The sequence below is a fragment of the Segatella buccae ATCC 33574 genome (genome assembly GCF_000184945.1).
In the GTDB taxonomy this organism is placed as follows: Bacteria; Bacteroidota; Bacteroidia; order Bacteroidales; family Bacteroidaceae; genus Prevotella; species Prevotella buccae.
Map to the genome: position 1 here is coordinate 2,280,590 of NZ_GL586311.1, position 15,795 is coordinate 2,296,384.

Below are 15,795 nucleotides of genomic sequence, written 5' to 3' on the forward strand. Positions count from 1 at the left end.
AATACTTTTTAATCAAATCCACACGCAGGAGAGCAGGGTTTAATATTGCCAAAGTCCCCATCGGAACTTAGTCTTTCAAAAGTTCTTATCCATCTCAAAAACGTATATTGTCCTTTCAACACGCTTTGAGGGCTTTCCGGCAGGCTAAAACCTTTTCCTTGACTTCATATAATCTTGAAGAATGATTGTGGCGCTGATTTCATCAACCAATCCTTTGTTTTCCTGTCTCACCTTCTTCTTCACCCCTCCATCTATCATAGCCCGGTGGGCAATGACCGATGTAAAACGCTCATCGTAATACTCAATGGGAATTTCAGGATGCGCCTTGCACCAGCGGTTGTAGAAGTTCTCTACACGCACAAGATTTTCACTCGGCTGTCCATTCATCTGTGTAGGCCTGCCTATGACGATACGCTCCACGCCCTCTTTCTTCACATAGGTCTCAAGGAAGCCGAAAAGCTCTACAGACGAAACAGTGGCCAACCCATTGGCAATAATCTGCAATGGGTCGGTCACTGCCAATCCGGTTCGTTTCTTACCGTAGTCGATTGATACGATTCTCATTACTTTTTGAACAACAGCCAGGCATCAGGATAATTTCCTGCACGGAACTGGTTGCGGCTCTGTACAGCACTCGACTTATCGGCAAAGGTCGAGGCCACTACACGATACATGTTGCGGGCAGAATTGTAAGCGATCTGTGCATCGTAGCCGGCATTCTTCAACGTATTCTGCAATCCCTCGGCATTAGCTTTCAAAGAGAAAGAACCTACCACCACGCTATAATTCTGCAGACCGGCACCGCTGACCACCGTTACATCTTCCGTGCGCACAGTGGCATTGTCGACATTATCAACCATAGTAGTCTGTGTGGCGGGAGTAGTTTCCAACGGAGTCACAACGGGCGTTTCTGTAGAGATAGGTCCTTGTGCAGCCGTCTGAGTCTCTTGGGCTTTGGCCTTCTCGTATGCTTTCTTATAAGCACTCTCACTTGACTTACAGCTTGAAAAAGCCAGCGCTACGCATAATCCTGCGCACAATACCATATATTTCTTCATAATGCGTAATAGGTTTATATTGTTAAACTTCAAATTCATAAAATAATTCGTTGCGAAAGTACAAAAATCTTATGAAACAGATAGAGAAAAGGCGCATAAAGTTTGTTAAATCAAGTTTATACAACACTTTTAACGAAAAATTAAGATTCAAACCGGCTGTATATCGGAACTTTTCCTTATATTTGCCCTATAGTTTTCTGCAAAAGGAGACTTACCTCTCTACTTCTGCCGATTCGGCAAAAATGGAAGGCTACAAATGAGAATGTTTAATTTTTAAAAGAAATTGCAATATGAAGACATTAGGTTACATTGGCGCATTCCTCGGCGGTGCTATCGCAGGAGCGGCTCTCGGTTTGGTATTTGCCCCGGAGAAGGGCGAGGACACACGCAACAAGATTTCTGACGCTATTGATGATTTCTGCAAAAGGCATGACATCAAGTTGTCTAAGAAAGATGTAGATGATCTCGTTGATGACATCAAGGACTCGGTGACGGAAACGGTATAACGCATCCACTATGTTTTCTAACGATAAAAACATAGAGACTATCGGGCAACTTGTAGAAGTGCTCAAACACTACATCGGGCTTCAGTCGGAATATATGAAGCTCGATGTAGTTGATAAGACCGTGCGCCTGCTCACCGTCACCACCATGACTCTCGTGCTCACGGGTTTACTCGCCTTGACACTTATCTATCTGTCATTCGCCGCCGCCTACGCGTTAGCCCCAATAGTCGGCAATGCTTGGGCCTTCTGCATCATTGCAGGTTTCTACCTGCTTGCATTGCTACTCACAGTGGCCTTCCGCCATAGTTGGATAGAGCGGCCGCTGGTAAAGTTTTTGGCCAGTCTGCTCATGCAAAAATAAGCTGCTATGTCACAAGTGTTTTCCCCCAATAATTGGAAAATTGAAGTCTCGGCATGAAATATGGCCACTCACATAATACAAGAAAGAATAAAGAATCATACATAACCGGCATGATAGAAACACACGACTCGTCACCAATCGCCTACAAGTCATTGGCCGACATCAGGCTCCACAAAGAAATGGTGCGTAATGACATCATCAAAGACGACCAAAAGATTAAGGCACTTTGGAACGATTTGTTCCACAAATCTGCTATGCTCAATGCTTCGGCTACCCCTTCCAAGCGGCTTAACGGACTCATGACAACCGGAGCCGGCATTCTCGATGGTATCATATTGGGCTGGAAACTCTATCGTAAATTCAAGAAATAGTTTTATTCCTTATTCTATTCCTCTACTCTCTACACATTTTTCTGCCCACATCATTATTCCTGTACCTTCATGTTCAAGGGAGATCCAAGCCGCCGGCCGGAATCACTTCGACCTGCCCTCCTTTTATGCCCGAACACTGACGAGGGGAAACATATAGGCATTAAAATACAAGCAGATATTTTATGAATTCACAAACTTAAGGACATAAAAAAGGAGTACCGCCGTACTCCAACCTTGTTAACCTTAAATCTAATACTATGAAAAACACATTGCAAAGATAATCATTTCTATAATGCTTACAATAGTTACAAGCAAAAAACGACCATATTACAACTATTTTTAATATCTATTGACTACTTTTCACCCCAAAAACAGCAACTTTGTGCAGGTGTAACGATTTTCATGCCTGAAATGAAAAGTTCTCTCAATGGCCATGACTTGCTAAAATGTCAGCACTTGATTGTCATACCCAAACTCAAAGCCTGCCGGTAAGCGGCGATTGGCATCTTCGTGAAAACCGATATAATGGGTAAGATGGGTGAACCATGTATGTTTAACCCCAATTTTCCGTGCCACCTTTATGGCATCATCCACCAGCTGATGGCTGTGATGGGGCTTTTCCCAACGAAGTGCATTGATTACCAAATATTCCACGCCTTCGAAGTAGGAGTATTCTTCATCAGCCATTGTCTTCATGTCAGTGATGTAGGCAAACTTGCCGAAACGGTAGCCGAAGATGGGCATCTTGCCGTGCATGACGAGTATGGGCATGATATCCAACTCGCCAATTTTCAATGTGCTGTGAGCCTCAATGGTATGAAGACTTAACACGGGGGCCCCGGGATAAAGCATCATCGGGTCGGATGGAAAACAATAAGGCATCATGTAGTGTAAGCCGCGGTTCACCTTCTCGTCGCAATAGACATCCACTCCATTGAAAGCATAGCAATAAGGCCGCAGGTCGTCAAGTCCGGCCACGTGGTCGTAATGGACATGCGTGAGCAACACGCCGTCTATCTTCTTGAAAGACTGTCCAAGCAACTGCATCCGAATGTCCGGCCCGGCATCTATCAGTACACGTGTTCGCTCGGTCTCCACCAGTGCCGCAGCCCTCAGCCTATGGTCTTTAGGATTAGCCGACCGGCACACTTCACATTGGCATCCGAGTGCCGGCACGCCACCGGAAGTCCCCGTTCCCAACAGCGTCACTTTCATCGGATATTCACCTCCGGATAAATTTCGATCCCGAAACGCGCCCTCACATCCCTACGAATGGTATTGCACAAATGCAGAATATCCTCTCCGCGGGCCCCTCCAAGGTTGACAAGCACCAGGGCCTGTTTGTCGTGGACTCCGGCCGGGCCGAGCCGCTTACCTTTCCAACCGCAGCGATCAATCATCCAACCAGCCGGAATTTTATAGGCAGCAGGCATCCCTTCTCCCGCTTCTGTCACTTGATAATAAGGCATCTGCGGATACTCTGCCTGAAGCGCAAGGAACTTTTCTTCACTTACAATGGGGTTCATGAAAAAACTTCCGGCATTGCCCTGCACAGCAGGATCGGGCAGTTTAGCCTGTCGGATGTCGATAATCACATCACGTAATTGCCGAGCCGTAGGCATATCTATATCAAGTTCTCCAAGCCGGGCACGAATATTGCCATAATCGAGTTTGGGCTCAAACCTTTTCGAAAAACGGTAGCTGACGTGTGTCACAAGATATTTGTCACGCCATTCGTGCTTGAATTTACTCTGCCGATACCCATATTCGCATTCGTCATTGGTAAAATTCACCATCTTTCCGGTGGCGATCTCCACCGCTTCCACCTCCACGATGAAGTCTTTCACCTCCACTCCGTATGCTCCGATGTTCTGTACGGCGCTCGCTCCCACTTCTCCCGGGATGAGCGAAAGGTTCTCTGCCCCATGATAGTCATGCTCCACACAATAGGCCACCACATCGTCGAAAGTGGTTCCAGCCCAGCATCTGAGCACCACAGAACAGTCGTCCTGCTCCACCTTTTCCACTTCAAAGCGTGGTTCGGGACTGACCACAGTCCCCCCATAGTCGCCCGTGAGCAGGAGATTGCTCCCCCCACCCAAAATGAGCAGTGGGGTGTCGGCAGCAGTCAGCATCTCACCTACGAGCCGACGGGCCTCTTCTGACGAAGAAAACTCCACATACCTCCTACAACGAGCATCTATGCCGAAGGTGTTGTGGGCAAGCAGATTATAATTCCGTATATCTTTCACGTCTATTGATTCAACTTGGTGAGCATCCACTTTCCACCCTGTTTGCGGAAAGTCAGTTCCAGTTCCAAACCATTGGCTATACCTCGCATGACAAATATCTTCTGGGTGCTCTCCGCATATTTCTGCCCATAAAGAATATTGTAAATCATGTTGCCGGGCAGTTGCGGAGCAAAAGCAGGCCATGTCTCGGGAGCTATTTCTCCCGTCATGGTACTGAAATCATCATCGGGGTCGGGGCCTGTGAACATCACAGGATTGTGAAGATGGCGATATTGGAAGGCCGTATCGGTAGCAAATTGTCGGTAGAACTTGAGGAACGAAGCGTTCAAATTCTGATACATCGGCTTATAGTTGATAGAGGTCATCATCCATTGCCCGTTGATGCGGTTGAAAAGATATTGTTTTACGGAGCCCGACTTGAGATACACTTTTTCAACGACCACATGGTCTATTGTCGTATCTTTCACCAGCTCCATTTGCTTCGCGTTGTCAAAAATCAAGGTATAATAATCCTGCCGCATGAAGAAATGTTCCATGCTCCACTGCTTCTTCTCCAACTTTGCAGTTATTTTCCCGTCACGATAGACCGGCAGTGGAAAGTGGATGCGGTTGAATTGCAGTTTTCTATTGGCCGCAAAATTGAACACAAAGTCGTCAAACAGTTCGTCGGCAGCCTTGGGCATGGGTGTTTCGGCGATGAGTTCATCGCTCGAATCTCTGGCCACCATGTCGGCCCCCAGCGTGTCGACTGCTACCGAATCGGTTGCTGGTTTCTTGTCTGAACACCCGGAAGTGGAGAAGCCTACCATCATGAGCAACGACGATAAAACCACTATCAATGACAGTTTTCTCATAAACCTTTTATATAGTCGAAATTTCATGGCAAAAGTACAACTTTATTTCGAGATATTTCGTCTTTTCCTTGAAAAATGTTATCTTTGCAGACAAATTGCAAAGCAGGGAAAACGACAGCTCTCCGGTGCCCGTTTTTCCCACTCAAACCACAATATTGGGATTATGTTATTAGAAAAGATAGAAACCCTTCTAAAAGAGGTAAGCGGACTCACGGCTGCCAATGCCGAGGAGATTGAACAATTTCGCCTGAAATATCTTAGTAAGAAAGGTGAAATCAATGCCCTCATGGCCGATTTCCGCAATGTCGCCGCCGAAGAGAAAAAGACGGTCGGCATCAAGATCAACCAACTCAAGCAGACTGCCATCGCCCGCATCAACGAGCTGAGGGAGCAACTGGAAGAGGCCGAGGCCACTGGTGACGACATCGACCTCACGCGCACCTCCTACCCCATTCAGTTGGGCACGCGCCATCCACTTACCATTGTCACCAACGACATCATCGACATTTTCTCGCGTATGGGCTTTGTGCTGGCCGATGGTCCGGAGATAGATGATGACAAACACGTGTTCACCATGCTCAACTTTGCGGCCGACCATCCCGCCCGAGACATGCAGGACACATTCTTCATCGAGCAGAGCGATCCCAACGATGTGACCAAAAACATCCTCCTGCGTTCGCACACCAGCGATGATCAGGCTCACTACATGGAATGTCATCATCCCCCATTCCGCATTCTTTGTCCAGGACGCGTATATCGTAATGAGGCCATCAGTGCCCGCGCACATTGCTTCTTCCATCAAGTGGAAGGACTGTATGTAGACAAGAACGTGAGTTTCACCGACTTGAAACAAGTGCTCCTCACCTTTGCCCGCGAGATGTTCGGCCCCGACACCAAGATACGCCTACGCCCGAGTTACTTCCCCTTCACCGAGCCCAGTGCCGAGATGGACATCTCCTGCCACATCTGCGGAGGCGAGGGATGCGGATTCTGTAAACACACGGGATGGGTGGAAATCCTAGGTTGCGGCATGGTAGACCCCAATGTGCTCGAAGCCTGTGGCATAGATTCCAGTGTCTACACTGGTTATGCGTTTGGCATGGGTGTTGAGCGTATCACCAACTTGAAATATCGTGTGAGCGATCTGCGTATGTTCTCTGAGAACGACACACAATTCCTCCGCGAGTTCGAATCGGCTCGCTGACCTCCGCGCAGCATGAAACGAACCGAAAGCGGAAAATAAAACATATTACCAAGCAAGATAAAAGGATGTGGCGTTTTAGCATGCCACATCCTTTTTTATTTGTAACACCGCTCCTCCGAACTTTCATCCTCATCTTTTAGACATATAGTGCAAAACATTAAAACACGAGAAAAAGGTTTACACGGACTGTTGTAGCATTTCTCTGCAAAGACAACATGACCGATTCCATTTGTCAAAAATAATCCTTTCCTCTCCTCGCAAGGCCCAAATGGTTTGGCGAAAGAGCCACACTTGCATCCTCGTTTGGGCCGAATGAGGAAGCGAAAGAGCCCGTTTTACAACGCCATTCGGGCCGGACGACCCCCAAAAGCAGAGGCAAAAAGCCCCCTTTAGGGGGTTGGGGGCTGTTGAGGACTTATAGAACCAAAAAAGAGGAGCACTTGCGTACTCCTCTTGCTAATGCAAAGTTAATGAGAAAATGGGGGAAATCCAAATCCGTCATAAACTTTATTTACAACAAAACACACACCCTACAGGACGAATACCACCGAAAAGGGAGATTCTTCGGCATGGAGAATCTCCCTTTTATGTGATTCGTTACTACCGGCTTCATACCGGTTGGACAATGTTACAAAATACCTATTTTGCAGAAAACGATCAAGCAGGCATATCCCATCACCAGACTGATGATGCCAACAGTGAAGCCGGCCTTCACCATATCGTTTTGTTTGATGAGTCCCGTGGAATAGGCTATGGCATTAGGAGGTGTGGAGATGGGCAGCGACATGGCGCATGAAGCCGCCACAGCAATGCCGATGAGTACGGTTGATGTGCCGCCAATGGCATCGAGACGGTTGCCCATGCCTTGGCAGACCACTGTGAGAATGGGAATGAGCAATGCCGCCGTGGCTGTATTGGAAATGAAGTTACTTAATGCAAAGCACACCAAGCCACTGATGACCAGAATGACTATCGGATTGAACTCGGCAAACGGGATGCTCTTCACGGCATTCTCGGCCAAGCCTGTGCCGTTCATGGCCAGACCAAGAGCAAATCCGCCGGCCACCATCCAGATGACGGCCCAGTCGATGTCTTGCAGGTCTTTGGCTGTAATGACTCCCGTAAAGGCAAACACGGCTATGGGAAACATGGCCACGGTGTTGGCATTGATGCCCAGATATTGCTTGCCGCCCACCCACAGCACGATGGTCAACACAAATGTGGCAGCCACCACGACGGTGCGCCAATTATGCTGCACATCGCCTTCGATATTGAGTTCGATGGTCTTTTGGGTGAAAGGGAAAAACTTCCGAAGCACAAACCACGCTACTATCAGCATCAGTATCACCATGGGAGCCATGATGAGCATCCAATGGCCAAAGGTAATACCGAGGTCAAGGCCTGTGGGATCATTGAGCACTTTATAGGCAAAGGCGTTGGGAGGCGTGCCGATGGGTGTGCCCATGCCTCCTAAGTTGGCACCGATGGGGATGGCCATGGTGAGAGCGATACGCCCTTTGCCGTTGGCAGGCAGGGCCTTGAACACCGGCGTGAGAAAAGTAAGCATCATGGCAGCCGTAGCCGTATTGGAGATGAACATGGAGAAGATGCCCGTGATGAGCATGAATCCCAAGAGCACATTCTCGCTCTTTTTGCCAAATGGCGCTATCAGCGTCTTGGCCATAAGCACATCGAGCCCGCTCTTGGTTGCGGCGATGGCGAGGATGAAACCTCCGAGGAAGAGAATGATGGTGGGGTCGGCAAAACAGGCCATGACACCTTGATAGTCCAAGAGTTCGCCATATTCGCCTTCCGACCCTTGTAAAAAGTTGAAGGCTGAATCGGAGACACAAAACAGCAGTACAAAGATGATGGTGACCGAGGTGGCCCACGACGGGATGGCTTCGGTGAGCCACAACATCACAGCCATCACGAAAATGGCAATCACGCGCTGCTGAACCACGGTCAGCCCTTCGATGCCAAAGCTGTCGATAGGCAAATTCCAGACTACGAGCGTGAGGAGGGCCGTGACAATCAGCATCAGTCCTTTGCGCCGGTCAAACTCTCCTGTCAGCGTCTTTTTAACAGTTTCTTGCATAATGTGTTTTTTTGTTGTTTTATAAAGTCAATGTTCTTCGGTTTTTAGGTTGACAAAGGTAGTGTTTTTTTTTGATACGCCAAATTTATCAATAGGAAAAAATTTGTCTTTTCTCTCTTTCGCTCACGCCCGGTGCATCCATCGTCCATGACGGCACTCATCCGTTTAATTGCAGCTTTTGTTTGGCGGATTGCAGGATTTGTTTTATCTTTGCATCCGCAAGCCGGTTCATCCGATTGATTAAAAGGGAAGCAGGTGAAAGTCCTGAACAGTCCCGCTGCTGTAATCGGTCTTTCTTTGAGCGGAACATTCGTGCCACTGACATTTTTTCGGGAAGGCCGTTCCGTTTTTCCAGACCGTGAGTCAGAAGACCTGCCGCTTGTGTATATGGCTTCCGCATTTCGAGGAAAATGCTCAAGCAGTAATCTTTAGAGAATATCGACGGAATGGTATGTATCCGCATACATAGAGTGGCGATGATGCTGTGTGGCTGTATGATGTCGCCCGGCTTGTCGCTTTCGGCCCAAGAGCATACCGACTCGCTCCGGACACATCGGCTGCAAGGCGTGGAGGTGACAGAGAGCCGACACCATAAGGCACTCACAAGCGCAGCCCCGCTATATGTCCTCGGTCGAGGTGACTTGCTGCAAATGGGTATTACCGACATAGCCGATGCTCTGCACCGCCTGCCGGGGGTCAACCTGCGCGACTATGGCGGGGCGGGTGGCATGAAAACCGTGGGCGTGAGAGGGTTCGGAGCCCGGCACACGGGGGTGAGCTATGACGGAGTGCTGTTGAGCGAATGCCAGAGTGGAGAAATAGACGTTTCGCGCTACTCGCTCGACCATGTGGCTGTCCTGCAACTTGTGGTGGGCGACAACGACGACCTCTTCATCCCAGCCCGACAGGCTGCCTCGCCGGCCACACTCTCCATCGAAACAATGGGCGAAACACCCCAAGACCACAGTCCGCATCTCACCACCCAACTCCGAGGGGGGGCTTTCGGCTATATCAGTCCGTTCGTGCGCTATGCACAAGCTGTCACTGAAAGGATCACACTGTCGGCTGTGGGCGAATATGTCTACGCCGAAAACAACTATCCCTTCACTTTGCGCAATGGCATCTACAAGACTCGTGAGCACCGTGCCAACAGCCGCATGAACAGCGGCCACGGGGAGATAAATGTCGTGTGGCAACCCAACAAACTCAACCGGCTGTGGGGCAAGCTCTACTACTATGACAATGATCGGCGGCTGCCGGGTATCGTGAGATATTACACCAATGCAAGCGGTGAGACGCTGCACGACCGCAACTGCTTCGGACAGGCGCGGTGGCTCTCGCAAAACCGCGACGGGCGGTGGGCGCTGAAGACCACTGCCAAATACAACTGGGCGGCATCGTCCTACCGTGACGACCTCTATCCAGGAGGCGTGAAAGATGCAGACTATTGGCAACGGGAGGCTTACGCATCGGTGGCCCTACTCTGTCAGCCGAACGACCGGTGGGGCTTCGACTACTCAGCCGACTACATTTTCAACAATCTGAGCAGCAGTCTGCCCACCGCCACACGCCCCTACCGGCACACGGTGTTGCAGTCGCTGTCGGCAAAATACGCCACGGGGCGTTTCACACTGTTGGCCCGCCTGCTCCACTCGCTCTATTTCAACAAGGCCAAAGATGGGGCCTCGGCCAAGGATATGCGACGGTTGTCACCCTCGCTTTCGCTCTCCTACCGCCCGCTACCGGCCGAACAGCTTTTTGTGCGTCTCTCCTATAAGAACATTTTCCGCGTGCCCACCTTCAACGAGAGCTATTATTTTCACTACGGCAGCACCGATCTGGATGCCGAAAACACCGACCAATATAATATAGGTGTAACGTGGCAGAAGAATTTTGGCAGTCGTTGGGAAGCACAGGTGACAGCAGACGCTTATCTGAATCATGTAAGAGACAAGATTGTGGCCGTGCCTTACAATATGTTTATATGGACCAACATCAATGTGGGCAAGGTGGAAGGCAAAGGAGTGGATGCCACTTGGCGCGTCGGTTGCCGTCTGAGTGAACGGCAGCACCTCTCGCTGACAGGCAGTTACAGCCACCAACATATTGTCAACCGCACCAACCGGCAGTCGCCTTACTATGGCAACCAGATAGCCTATATTCCCCGGCACACCGGCTCGGCAGCTCTGAGTTGGGAGAATCCGTTGGTCAACCTCACGCTCCACGGCACAGGCGTCAGCAGCCGCTGGACCAACAACGAGCACTACGAGGGTACGCTCATCGCCGGCTATTGGGAGACCGGGCTCTCGGCCTATCGTCACATAGATCTGGGCAAGGGCCGATTACAACTGCGGGGCGACCTGAAAAACCTGCTCAACCGACAATACGAAATTGTCGCCAGCTATCCCATGCCCGGCATCAGTTGGCAAATGACCATCGGTTATGAGTTTTAATTGTTATACATATATTTAATAGAACAGAAGATGAAAAAGTATTTATTAAGTTTGGCCGTCGTGCTCATGGGCACAGCCACATTCACATCGTGCGATGATGACGATCCGTCTTTACGACCGCTCACGCCGGTATTGTCCTCCAAAGGAGCCTATGTCGTGTGTACAGGCAATCTGTCCGGCAAGATTGATGGCTCGTTGACGCATATCGACATTGCCACCAACAAAGCTGCCAACGGAGCATTCAAGGCCGCCAACGGCCGCAGTCTGGGCGATACACCCAACGACGGTTTAGTCTATGGCAGCAAGGTCTATATCGTAGTGACGGGTGAAAACACGATAGAAGTGACCGACAAGAATCTGAAATCCATCCGGCAAATCAAAACTACCGAGCTGCTGGGTACAAAGGATGGGGATAAGCCTCGTCACATCATCGCCGGTGGTGGTGCCATTTGGGTGACTACCTACGGTGGCTACGTGGCTGCCATTGACACGGCAACCTTCAAGTTGCGCAGTAAATATAAGGTGGGCTCTTATCCCGAGGGACTGACCGGCATCAACAACATCATCTATGTGGCCAACTCCGATTATGGAAACGGCAATGGCAGCATTTCGATTATCAACCTTAAAGATGGTCAAGTGGGGGAAAGCAAAGTGGAAGGCGTGACAAATCCAACAGCGGTCTACTACATCAACGACAACTTATATGTACTCGATTTAGGCAGATACGACGAGAAGTGGAACCAGAAAGATGCCGGCATCAAGCAGCTGACCATCGGCATGGGTAAAATATCACTGAAAAAAGTCGTTGTCCCTGACGCTACAAGCGCAGCCTACCACAGCGGTGCTTTCTATACCGTGAATGCCCCCTATGGCGCAGCCACCGTATCATACAGCAAGTATGATGTCCGAAACCAAAAGAGTTCTTCACTCAATCTTTCTGTAGAACATCCCGCGTCTATTGCTGTTGATCCGGCTACAGGACACATCTTCCTGACCTCCTATAACACAAATGCCGATACAAAAAGGGCAGACTATAAAGCTCCTGCTTATCTGAAAGAATATGATGCCAACAGCACAGAGCTGCGTAAATATGACATCGGTGTAGGCCCGGGTGCTATATTCTTCAACACTTCGGTCAGCTGGAAGTAAATGAAAAGGCTCTTCATTGCTTTTGCAATTCTCTTGTGCGGTATTTTCACCGCTTGCACCGGATCTTCCACAGGGCCGGCAGCAAGCGGTGGAGACACCGTAGCACTCTCTTACGCACGCCATCTCACCATCGTGAAATATGATGGTTACACTGTGGTGAAGCTCATCGACCCGTGGAATGAAGGAAAGACACTGCATACATACGCCTTGGTGCCTAAAGGCAGAAAAGGGGATGACCTGACAACCCGAATGGCCGGACTCGCCGGTAAAGAGGCTACGGTGGTGAGAACGCCAATAGAACGTTCTGTCGTTTTCACGACCGTACACTGCGCATTGCTCTACGACTTGAAAGCGGAACAGGCCATCAGTGGGGTGTGCGACTTGAAGTACATCGATATTCCCGATGTGCAGAGGCGCACGGCAGCCCCGTTGTCAAAGACCAATCCCCACTCCATTGTGGATTGCGGCAACGGCATGAGCGCCGATGTGGAGAAGATTATCGACCTCAAACCGCAGGCTTTACTCATCTCCCCATTCGAGAACAGCGGAGGCTATGGCAAATTGGAAGAAATCAACATTCCTATCATAGAGACAGCCGACTACATGGAGACTTCGGCACTCGGGCGCGCCGAATGGATGAAATTTTATGGTATGCTCTACGGTAAGGAGAAAGAGGCAGAGGCATTATTTGAAAAAGTGGACCGCAATTACCAAACATTGAAGGCAACCGCGGCCCACTCAAAAGTGTCACGCTCGGTGATCACGGAAAAGAAAACGGGTAGCGTGTGGTATGTACCCGGCGGAAAAAGCGTGATAGGCGAAATGCTGAAAGATGCCGGGGCACACTACCCCTTTGCCGGTGACACCCACTCCGGAAGCATCTCTTTGCCCTTCGAGACCGTGCTCGACAAGGCCGGGGAGGCCGATGTATGGCTCTACAAATATAACGAGCATCCGGCCACGCTGCAAGAGCTGTTGGCCGAATATCACGGATACAAGGAATTGAAGGCCTTCCACACGGGAATGGTCTTTGCGTGCGACTGTACACGCCGCCCCTATTTTGAGGAAGTGAGTTTCCATCCCGACCGTCTGTTGAGCGATATCATCCAAATTGTACACCCCGACATTGCGGGGTTTGCGCCCATGCACTATTACGAAAAATTGCGATAACCCAAGCGTATGCCCAAAGGAGTGAAACTTTGTATCGGACTGGGGGCTACAGCCATCGCACTGTTTGCCTTAAACCTTGTGGTGGGGAGCGTGAAGATTCCCGCCACAGGAGTCATATCCGTATTGTTTCCTCGCCTGTCAGCCATGCTGTTTCCCTCATCGGGACTTGTCGTTGCTGAACATCCTTCGTGGCAATTCATCATCATGGAAGCACGGTTACCTCAAGCCCTCACCGCCATGCTGTCGGGAGCATCGCTGGCCGTGAGCGGCTTGATGCTGCAAACGGCCTTCCGTAATCCACTGGCCGGCCCAAGCATCTTCGGCATCAATAGCGGAGCCGGACTGGGGGTAGCACTGGTCATGTTGCTGCTTGGTGGAAGTGTGATGACCAACGCTTTCACAGTGAGCGGTTTCGTGGCCATTCTTTTAGCTGCATTTACCGGAGCTATGCTCGTTACGGGTATCATCTTTGTGTGCTCTTCTATGGTGAGAAACAACATCATGCTCCTCATCATCGGCATCATGATAGGCTATCTGTCCAGTTCGGCCATATCACTGCTCAATTTCTTCGCCACAGAAGAGGGCGTCAAGTCGTATATGGTGTGGGGATTGGGCAACTTCGGTGGTGTGTCGATGGCGCACATGCCCGTGTTTGCCTCGGTCACATTAGTGGGTCTTATCCTGTCTATCGCACTCATCAAACCGCTCAATGCCTTACTGCTCGGCGAACAGTATGCAGAGAATTTGGGCATCAACACACACCGGGTGAGGAATATTCTGCTTCTCGTGACCGGATTATTAACGGCCATCACCACCGCCTTTTGCGGACCGGTGGCTTTCATCGGATTGGCCGTCCCCCATATAGCACGGCTGCTGCTCACCACCGACAACCACCGGCAACTGCTACCCGCAACCATATTGACGGGAGCCGTGGTGGCTCTGCTGTGCAACCTGCTCTGCTATTTACCCGGCGAGACGGGCGTCATACCACTCAATGCAGTGACTCCTCTACTCGGGGCACCGGTCATCATCTATGTAATCATCAAAAACAAATAGCTATGAAGATATATACGAAAAGAGGAGATGGCGGCGAAACCTCTTTGCGCCAAGGTGTGAGAGTGCCGAAAGACGACATTCGCATAGAGACCAACGGACAGATAGACGAACTAAACTCGCTGTTGGGCATCATCACGTCAATGATGGAAGATGGCGACGAAGGAAAGACATTCATACAGTCCATTCAAAAGCAACTGATGGCCATCATGGCCCTTATAGCTAACACGAAAAGCCAAGAAACATTTGACTTGGCGGCCATCATGACCCTAACCAAGAAACTGGAGATTTTTATCGACACGACATCCGGCAGCACACCCTTTACTTTCGTAATTCCCGGAGGCAGCCGGATGGCAGCATTCCTGCATTATGCCCGCTCAAAAGCTCGCACTTGTGAGCGTAGGATGTGGACACTTCAGCGCGAATACCCTTTAAACGAAGCCGTCATGAAATTTATGAACCGGCTCAGCGACTACCTTTTCATGTTGGCGATATGCGACCGATAATGTTTTGTGGCACGGGCAGCGATGTGGGTAAGAGTACCCTGGCCACCGCCGTGTGCCGTATATTGAGGCAAGACGGTTTGCATCCGGCACCTTTCAAAGCTCAAAACATGGCCCCATACTACCGGCTGACTGAAGACGGAAAGCAAGTAGCCCGAGCACAGGCCGTGCAGGCAGAAGCCGCCGGAATATCCCCGACTACGGACATGAATCCTCTACTGTTGATTCCGCAGGGAGACCATACGTCTGAGGTTATCCTCAACGGCACCTCATTAGGCTGTAAAACGGCCATGCAACTCTATCGGGAAGACGACCGTTCCATACTCAGACAACAGATATTTGCCGCTTTCGACCGACTGAAAGACATTTACGACCCTATCATCATGGAAGGGGCCGGAAGCGTCTCGGAACTGAATCTTCAACGCCAAGATCTCGTAAATATGCCCATGGCTGCATACGCCGATGCTGCTGTCATACTTGTAGCCGACATCGATCGGGGCGGTGTGTTTGCCAGTTGCTACGGGAGTATCAAACTTCAAACGCCTGAAAACCAAAAACGCATCAAGGGCATAGTCATCAATAAATTCCGCGGTGACGGCCGCCTCTTTGAAGATGGCAAGAGAATGCTGGAAGAGCTATGTGGCGTTCCGGTGCTCGGGGTGATACCCTATTACCACCATATTGTCATCGAAGAGGAAGACACTCTACGTGGGAACACGCCCGACAATGAATTATTAGAAAACGCTTCTTTTCGCGAAAGACA

The 15,795-nt window shown here is 50.0% G+C and carries 15 protein-coding genes, 1 pseudogene and 1 riboswitch; of the genes and pseudogenes, 10 read left to right on the forward strand and 6 right to left on the reverse strand.

The window, feature by feature from the left end; genetic code table 11:
- Positions 1-144: 144 nt before the first annotated feature.
- Positions 145-564 (reverse strand): Holliday junction resolvase RuvX, encoded by a 420-nt coding sequence (gene ruvX / locus HMPREF6485_RS08920; protein WP_004341910.1) that lies wholly within the window; start codon positions 562-564, stop codon positions 145-147.
- The gene (locus HMPREF6485_RS08925; protein WP_004341909.1) at positions 564-1,058 is read right to left on the reverse strand and encodes an SPOR domain-containing protein; all 495 of its coding nucleotides are present in this window, start codon (positions 1,056-1,058) and stop codon (positions 564-566) included. The genes ruvX and HMPREF6485_RS08925 overlap by 1 nt, the downstream gene beginning before the upstream one ends.
- A gap of 290 nt (positions 1,059-1,348) precedes the next feature.
- Between HMPREF6485_RS08925 and HMPREF6485_RS08935 the strand changes: the two genes are divergently transcribed.
- The 3 genes from HMPREF6485_RS08935 to HMPREF6485_RS08945 all read left to right on the forward strand — a co-directional run bounded on the left by HMPREF6485_RS08935 (position 1,349) and on the right by HMPREF6485_RS08945 (position 2,296).
- Positions 1,349-1,564 (forward strand): YtxH domain-containing protein, encoded by a 216-nt coding sequence (locus HMPREF6485_RS08935; protein ID WP_004341908.1) that lies wholly within the window; start codon positions 1,349-1,351, stop codon positions 1,562-1,564.
- A gap of 10 nt (positions 1,565-1,574) precedes the next feature.
- Entirely contained in the window at positions 1,575-1,925 is a 351-nt protein-coding gene (locus HMPREF6485_RS08940) for a phage holin family protein (RefSeq protein ID WP_004341907.1), read from the forward strand.
- A gap of 110 nt (positions 1,926-2,035) precedes the next feature.
- A complete protein-coding gene (locus tag HMPREF6485_RS08945) occupies positions 2,036-2,296 on the forward strand; it encodes a hypothetical protein (protein ID WP_004341906.1) in 261 nt (86 codons plus the stop codon).
- 441 nt (positions 2,297-2,737) lie between these two features.
- Here the strand turns inward: HMPREF6485_RS08945 and HMPREF6485_RS08950 are convergent, their stop codons facing one another.
- The 3 genes from HMPREF6485_RS08950 to HMPREF6485_RS08960 are packed head-to-tail and all read right to left on the reverse strand — an operon-like array spanning position 2,738 to position 5,402.
- Positions 2,738-3,511, reverse strand: coding sequence for an MBL fold metallo-hydrolase (locus HMPREF6485_RS08950; protein WP_004346087.1), 774 nt, complete (start codon positions 3,509-3,511; stop codon positions 2,738-2,740).
- The gene (gene murB / locus HMPREF6485_RS08955; protein WP_044125997.1) at positions 3,508-4,548 is read right to left on the reverse strand and encodes a UDP-N-acetylmuramate dehydrogenase; all 1,041 of its coding nucleotides are present in this window, start codon (positions 4,546-4,548) and stop codon (positions 3,508-3,510) included. Before murB ends, HMPREF6485_RS08950 begins: the two co-directional genes overlap by 4 nt.
- Positions 4,549-4,550: 2 nt before the next feature.
- A complete protein-coding gene (locus HMPREF6485_RS08960; protein WP_211205725.1) occupies positions 4,551-5,402 on the reverse strand; it encodes a DUF4348 domain-containing protein in 852 nt (283 codons plus the stop codon).
- Positions 5,403-5,565: 163 nt separating this feature from the next.
- Here HMPREF6485_RS08960 and pheS point away from each other — a divergent pair, with 163 nt between their 5' ends.
- Positions 5,566-6,606 (forward strand): phenylalanine--tRNA ligase subunit alpha, encoded by a 1,041-nt coding sequence (gene pheS / locus HMPREF6485_RS08965; protein ID WP_044125999.1) that lies wholly within the window; start codon positions 5,566-5,568, stop codon positions 6,604-6,606.
- A gap of 628 nt (positions 6,607-7,234) precedes the next feature.
- On the opposite strand, the gene HMPREF6485_RS08970 is transcribed toward pheS, so the two are convergent.
- Positions 7,235-8,704: an SLC13 family permease gene (locus tag HMPREF6485_RS08970; RefSeq protein ID WP_004346093.1), complete on the reverse strand. Its 1,470-nt coding sequence runs from the start codon at positions 8,702-8,704 to the stop codon at positions 7,235-7,237.
- 206 nt (positions 8,705-8,910) lie between these two features.
- Positions 8,911-9,098, forward strand: a riboswitch (cobalamin riboswitch).
- 82 nt (positions 9,099-9,180) lie between these two features.
- Here HMPREF6485_RS08970 and HMPREF6485_RS08980 point away from each other — a divergent pair.
- From HMPREF6485_RS08980 to HMPREF6485_RS09005, 6 genes and pseudogenes are all read left to right on the forward strand, one after another.
- Complete coding sequence (locus HMPREF6485_RS08980) at positions 9,181-11,157, forward strand: TonB-dependent receptor (RefSeq protein ID WP_004346094.1); 1,977 nt, start codon at positions 9,181-9,183, stop codon at positions 11,155-11,157.
- A gap of 30 nt (positions 11,158-11,187) precedes the next feature.
- Entirely contained in the window at positions 11,188-12,306 is a 1,119-nt protein-coding gene (locus HMPREF6485_RS08985) for a YncE family protein (RefSeq protein ID WP_044126002.1), read from the forward strand.
- The gene (locus HMPREF6485_RS08990; protein WP_004346096.1) at positions 12,307-13,476 is read left to right on the forward strand and encodes an ABC transporter substrate-binding protein; all 1,170 of its coding nucleotides are present in this window, start codon (positions 12,307-12,309) and stop codon (positions 13,474-13,476) included.
- 9 nt (positions 13,477-13,485) lie between these two features.
- Positions 13,486-14,532, forward strand: coding sequence for an iron ABC transporter permease (locus HMPREF6485_RS08995; protein WP_004346097.1), 1,047 nt, complete (start codon positions 13,486-13,488; stop codon positions 14,530-14,532).
- 2 nt (positions 14,533-14,534) lie between these two features.
- Positions 14,535-15,035 carry a cob(I)yrinic acid a,c-diamide adenosyltransferase gene (locus HMPREF6485_RS09000; RefSeq protein ID WP_004346098.1) on the forward strand — a complete coding sequence of 167 codons (501 nt, stop codon included), beginning with the start codon at positions 14,535-14,537 and terminating at the stop codon, positions 15,033-15,035.
- Positions 15,023-15,739: pseudogene (locus HMPREF6485_RS09005) on the forward strand (cobyric acid synthase); the annotation flags it as partial. The gene HMPREF6485_RS09000 and the pseudogene HMPREF6485_RS09005, both read left to right, overlap by 13 nt.
- Positions 15,740-15,795: the final 56 nt, after the last annotated feature.

Excerpts from the sequence above, each read along its gene's own strand:
- HMPREF6485_RS08925 (WP_004341909.1), bottom strand. The coding sequence starts at position 1,058 with ATGAAGAAATATATGGTATTGTGCGCAGGATTATGCGTAGCGCTGGCT.
- HMPREF6485_RS08945 (WP_004341906.1), top strand. The coding sequence starts at position 2,036 with ATGATAGAAACACACGACTCGTCACCAATCGCCTACAAGTCATTGGCC.
- ruvX (WP_004341910.1), bottom strand. The coding sequence starts at position 564 with ATGAGAATCGTATCAATCGACTACGGTAAGAAACGAACCGGATTGGCA.
- HMPREF6485_RS08990 (WP_004346096.1), top strand. The coding sequence starts at position 12,307 with ATGAAAAGGCTCTTCATTGCTTTTGCAATTCTCTTGTGCGGTATTTTC.
- HMPREF6485_RS08970 (WP_004346093.1), bottom strand. The coding sequence starts at position 8,704 with ATGCAAGAAACTGTTAAAAAGACGCTGACAGGAGAGTTTGACCGGCGC.
- HMPREF6485_RS08985 (WP_044126002.1), top strand. The coding sequence starts at position 11,188 with ATGAAAAAGTATTTATTAAGTTTGGCCGTCGTGCTCATGGGCACAGCC.
- pheS (WP_044125999.1), top strand. The coding sequence starts at position 5,566 with ATGTTATTAGAAAAGATAGAAACCCTTCTAAAAGAGGTAAGCGGACTC.
- HMPREF6485_RS08950 (WP_004346087.1), bottom strand. The coding sequence starts at position 3,511 with ATGAAAGTGACGCTGTTGGGAACGGGGACTTCCGGTGGCGTGCCGGCA.
- HMPREF6485_RS08960 (WP_211205725.1), bottom strand. The coding sequence starts at position 5,402 with ATGAGAAAACTGTCATTGATAGTGGTTTTATCGTCGTTGCTCATGATG.
- HMPREF6485_RS09000 (WP_004346098.1), top strand. The coding sequence starts at position 14,535 with ATGAAGATATATACGAAAAGAGGAGATGGCGGCGAAACCTCTTTGCGC.
- HMPREF6485_RS08995 (WP_004346097.1), top strand. The coding sequence starts at position 13,486 with ATGCCCAAAGGAGTGAAACTTTGTATCGGACTGGGGGCTACAGCCATC.
- HMPREF6485_RS08940 (WP_004341907.1), top strand. The coding sequence starts at position 1,575 with ATGTTTTCTAACGATAAAAACATAGAGACTATCGGGCAACTTGTAGAA.
- HMPREF6485_RS08935 (WP_004341908.1), top strand. The coding sequence starts at position 1,349 with ATGAAGACATTAGGTTACATTGGCGCATTCCTCGGCGGTGCTATCGCA.
- HMPREF6485_RS08980 (WP_004346094.1), top strand. The coding sequence starts at position 9,181 with ATGATGCTGTGTGGCTGTATGATGTCGCCCGGCTTGTCGCTTTCGGCC.